This window comes from Mucilaginibacter sp., from assembly GCF_028288105.1.
Classification (GTDB): domain Bacteria; phylum Bacteroidota; class Bacteroidia; order Sphingobacteriales; family Sphingobacteriaceae; genus Mucilaginibacter.
Genome location: NZ_JAQBOI010000284.1, coordinates 1 through 4,295, shown reverse-complemented (window position 1 = coordinate 4,295; position 4,295 = coordinate 1). Strand labels below are relative to the sequence as shown.

Genomic DNA, 4,295 nt, shown 5'->3' with positions numbered 1-4,295 from the left:
CTAAAGGGTGTATCTCGTCTAAATAATTTTCAATGTGTGCAACATTAGGCTGCTGATTACTCCACCGTCTTAACATGGGTGTCCATACTCCTGCAGGTGCCACCGCATTTACGCGGATCCCAAATGGTGCATAATCAAGCGCCATTGATTTGGTAAGCGTATTTACAGCGCCTTTCGTAGCTGTGTACGCCGCATGTAACTCCTGCCCTATATTACCTACCAGGCTACCTGTGTTCAATATAGTACCCTTGCTTTGTTTCAGAGCTTCTATACCAAATTTTGTGGTATGATAAATGCCTTTAACGTTTACATTAAACACCTTATCCCACTCTTCGTCCGTAGTATCACATACTGTTTTTGACGGGCTTGAAACCCCGGCGTTGTTATGGATGATATCTATCTTACCAAAATGGCCGATCGTTTCCTCAATGGCCCTTTGTACGTCTGCCGGATTAGAAACATCGGCCAGGATATAGTGGACATTATCATTAAAGAATTGCGTACGGCATTGCTGCAGGCTGCTTTCTTTATGCGTAATGATGCTGACCTTCGCCCCGGCTTCATGGTATGTTTTGGCACATTCATAACCTATACCTTCGGTACCGCCGGTTAAAAAAACAACCTTATTTTTTAATAATTGCATATTGGTATACATAATTGTTTGTTACAAGCAATGCAATACTGTATTAAACCCTACAGTATATACTGCTCAATATTCATCTGTTTTCGTAACCGTATTTAATTGGTTTGATCAGAAATAAAGCATAGGCTTTTTTAATAACGCTTACAATTGGTTTGTTAAATACGGTGACCAAATTTAGTTTGCAGTGAAAAGCTATCTAATAGGTAATTCATTTATTTTAATGGATAATTCTATCGGCATAGAAACACACGCAGAAATAATTTGTAAACTACCATTTCCGTTATATTAAATTAAAGGCTAATTTTAGCCTACCAATTGGCAGCAATGCCACTCCTAATGGAATATTCTATTAATTATTGTAATTAAAACTATGGGTAGTTCTTTTAAAAGAAAAGATGGATTTGACGGCGAAAAACTGATAAGCATCCCGCAAAAGGTATTGAAAGAATACGTAAAAAGATACCCGGCGCTGTTTAATATTTACATTACACATATTGGCTATTTCCCAAAAGCATCTTATCATTACAAAGAACGAAGAAGAGGTTGTGACGATAATATCCTTATTTATTGCCTCAAGGGAAAGGGGTATTATATAATTGATAAGAAAAAGTTTGAAGTAACGCCCAATCAATTTTTCTTACTACCAGCAACCGAAGCGTATATGCGCTATTGGGCCGATGAGGAAGACCCGTGGACTATTTACTGGGTACATTTTACAGGCGATGATATAGCAAACTTCAACTCATCGTTAAGCCTAAACGCTTTAAAAGGCCCTGTACAGATCCCTTTTAATAACAAAGCCCTTGATATATGGCAAAACATTTATCAGAATTTAGAAATGGGTTACAGTACCGAGAATTTATGTAACGCCAGCTTTTGCCTTTATAATTTAATAGCCACCTTTTTGTTTCCGGATAAACATGTTGTAAGCGAACAAAACGAGTCGCCGGATATTATTACGACCACTATCCTTAACATGAAAAACAATATTGAAAAGAAAATGACTGTTGACGATATGGCGGGGCAGCATAAATTATCAAGCTCGCACTTTTCCAGCCTGTTCCGCAAGGCTACTGGCATGCCCCCTATTGATTATTTTATCCACCTTAAAATGCAGAAGGCCTGCCAATTTCTTTACGCTAACGAGGCCAAGATAAAAACCATCGCTATGGATTTAGGGTATGATGACCCGTATTATTTCTCACGTGTATTTAAAAAATACATGGGCATGTCGCCCGAACAATATAAGCTAACTACCAACGTGCGCTCGCAGGTGTAAATTGGTATCTATAACAGGTATTCAACGCGAGTTATCTATTTTACTTTTAAGGTTATTTCGTTTTCTTTATTCAAAAAATCCGACTGGGCGGATAATCCCGTTGGGGCAGATTCCATTATCGCGTTATCGGGAACCATGTTTACAGGTGTAATGCAGGAGGTGTTTTTTTCCCGGAAAGGTTTATTATAACTTAAGTTATAGGCTGATATTAACGACCAGCGGGGTTTATCTGATAGATTAGCTTCAGACATGTGCAATAAATTGGAGTGGAAAAATAACACGTCACCTGCTTTTAATTCTACGTACACTTTTTCACAAAACTTTAAAGCTTCTTCCACAAAAGGCATATCTGCCCCTTGCTGTTCACCGGCAAACAGGTGTTCAAACCTCCCCATTTTGTGCGATTCTTTAAGTACTTGCAAACAGCCGTTCTCTTTAGTGGCTGCTGTAAGTGCCAGCATCACACTTATCAATGCATCGGGATATAAAAATCCGTTTTTATACCAGTAACCGTAGTCTTGATGCCACTCCCACGCCCCGCCTACCTTGGGTTCTTTTTGCATTAACTTTGAATGAAAATGGCAAACCTCGCCATCGCCCAGTAAAGATTGTACTGATCGTATCATTCTTTCACTGCGTGTTAACAGGCTAAAAGTATCATCACCGGGTGTAAACCATAAAGTAAGCTTAGTACGCTTGCCAGTCTGATCGTTCAAATCAAATGCGTTATTACGCAAAATATCATCTTTGGTGGCAAGATTATATAGCAGATCAACTTCTGGCTGGGCAAGAAAATTTGGAATAACTAAATATCCATCATTATCGTATTGAGCCTTTTGTGCGGCTGTTAAACTTTGGTAAGACATAGCAGTTTATAATTTGGTTAGTCAAATTTTCACTTAATAATTCTAAAATACAACAAGTATCTGTTCAAAAAAATAACGTTTTTTTATCTATTTGATTACTTGTAAGGTTTAGCTTTTAATGCCTATTGTTTTCATATCGTTCTTTTAACAGGTCCTTCATGTATAGATTAACATCCCATTGATTTGTAATAGGGCTTTGATTAAATGGCAGGTGAACCATGTAGGGATAAGGGCCAAATTCAGATGTAATAGTTATTATTGAATCAGGGTCGGCCGCTGTTTTACGTTTGATGATCTTATCCCATATTTTAAGGTGATGAGCTACCGCATCCTCCCATTCGGGAGCACGTGGGTCTGGCACCTGTGGGCCCTCGGGGTAGCCAACCCGTGCATGAATATGCTCTGTTCGTTGTATTGCAATATCCAAAGCTTCCTGTTGATCTTCTAAAAATGATTCGGCTACATTGATCCAGTGTGATACATCTAATGTTATTTGAAGAGAGGGGATCTTTTCGAGGTATTGTTTAGTTATGTGCGCGGCAAATAAAGACTTATTGCGGTGCGTTTCGTGATAAACATTAATACCACAGTCAATTGTATGCCTTTCGGCTACATCTATCAATTGTTTATTTTGTTCAAAAGTAAAAAAGTCTTTGCCTGTTTGCGAGTCAATTTTAATAGCCGGGTAAGGTTTAACTAACTCTAACCACGCCGAATATCTGTTAAGATGTTTACTAAAATCAGCATCGTAAGTACCGTAGTGCTGCGGAATTACATGCAGCTGATGTTTATCCAGCTTCTCCCACACTTCATCTAATTGGGCAGAGGTGGTTTCGTTAGATATGCCATACTCAATGCCATCATACCCGTTATCTTTTACTTTCGTAAGAAAGTCTTCCCAGCTTGTGTTTTCACAACCCCACCTGGGGCAAAAGAATAGCAATTTCATCCGGATAAATATTTTTATATTTTATAGTTAAGAAACGACACTGTCAATTTTAAGGCTACTTGTTTATTAAATTTACCGTTTTCACTATCATAATACAAGTATTATGAAATGGAGAGGTATAGGACTGCCGCTATCGAAGCGCCAACTAAGGGAGCTATTACCGGAATCCAGGCATAGCTCCAATCGCTGGTGCCTTTTCCTTTTATAGGCAGCAGCATATGTATAAACCGCGGCCCCAGATCGCGCGCCGGGTTGATCGCATAACCGGTGGTACCACCGAGAGATAAACCAATTACCCATACCAAAAAAGTTACGGGTATAGCACCTACCGAGCCCAAACCAACAGGTGTTTTAGCCGGCGCTATCTCGGCACCGGTAATATAAAATATAGTAAACAATAATACAAAAGCGCCTATCACCTCGCTGGCTATGTTTGATATGTAATTGCGCACTGCCGGACCGGTACAAAACACAGCAAGTATGGAAGCAGGATCATTAGTACGTTTAAAATGATCGTAATACATTATCCAAACTAAAAACGCCCCAATGCAGGCGCCT

Annotated in this window: 5 protein-coding genes; 1 reads left to right on the top strand and 4 read right to left on the bottom strand. The window is 39.2% G+C overall.

The window, feature by feature from the left end; all coding sequences use genetic code 11:
• Positions 1 to 643: SDR family NAD(P)-dependent oxidoreductase (locus JWQ85_RS19000; RefSeq protein ID WP_299470765.1), on the bottom strand; the 643-nt coding region annotated here is incomplete at its 3' end.
• Between the two features lie 370 nt (positions 644 to 1,013).
• Here JWQ85_RS19000 and JWQ85_RS18995 point away from each other — a divergent pair.
• Positions 1,014 to 1,922, top strand: a complete 909-nt coding sequence (locus tag JWQ85_RS18995; protein ID WP_299470763.1) for an AraC family transcriptional regulator — start codon at positions 1,014 to 1,016, stop codon at positions 1,920 to 1,922.
• Positions 1,923 to 1,957: 35 nt separating this feature from the next.
• On the opposite strand, the gene JWQ85_RS18990 is transcribed toward JWQ85_RS18995, so the two are convergent.
• From JWQ85_RS18990 to JWQ85_RS18980, 3 genes are all read right to left on the bottom strand, one after another.
• Positions 1,958 to 2,788: a phytanoyl-CoA dioxygenase family protein gene (locus tag JWQ85_RS18990; protein ID WP_299470761.1), complete on the bottom strand. Its 831-nt coding sequence runs from the start codon at positions 2,786 to 2,788 to the stop codon at positions 1,958 to 1,960.
• 115 nt (positions 2,789 to 2,903) lie between these two features.
• The gene (locus JWQ85_RS18985; RefSeq protein ID WP_299470759.1) at positions 2,904 to 3,737 is read right to left on the bottom strand and encodes a sugar phosphate isomerase/epimerase; all 834 of its coding nucleotides are present in this window, start codon (positions 3,735 to 3,737) and stop codon (positions 2,904 to 2,906) included.
• A 101-nt stretch (positions 3,738 to 3,838) separates the two neighbouring features.
• Positions 3,839 to 4,295: MIP/aquaporin family protein (locus JWQ85_RS18980; protein ID WP_299470757.1), on the bottom strand; the 457-nt coding region annotated here is incomplete at its 5' end.

Excerpts from the sequence above, each read along its gene's own strand:
- JWQ85_RS18985 (WP_299470759.1), bottom strand. The coding sequence starts at position 3,737 with ATGAAATTGCTATTCTTTTGCCCCAGGTGGGGTTGTGAAAACACAAGC.
- JWQ85_RS18990 (WP_299470761.1), bottom strand. The coding sequence starts at position 2,788 with ATGTCTTACCAAAGTTTAACAGCCGCACAAAAGGCTCAATACGATAAT.
- JWQ85_RS18995 (WP_299470763.1), top strand. The coding sequence starts at position 1,014 with ATGGGTAGTTCTTTTAAAAGAAAAGATGGATTTGACGGCGAAAAACTG.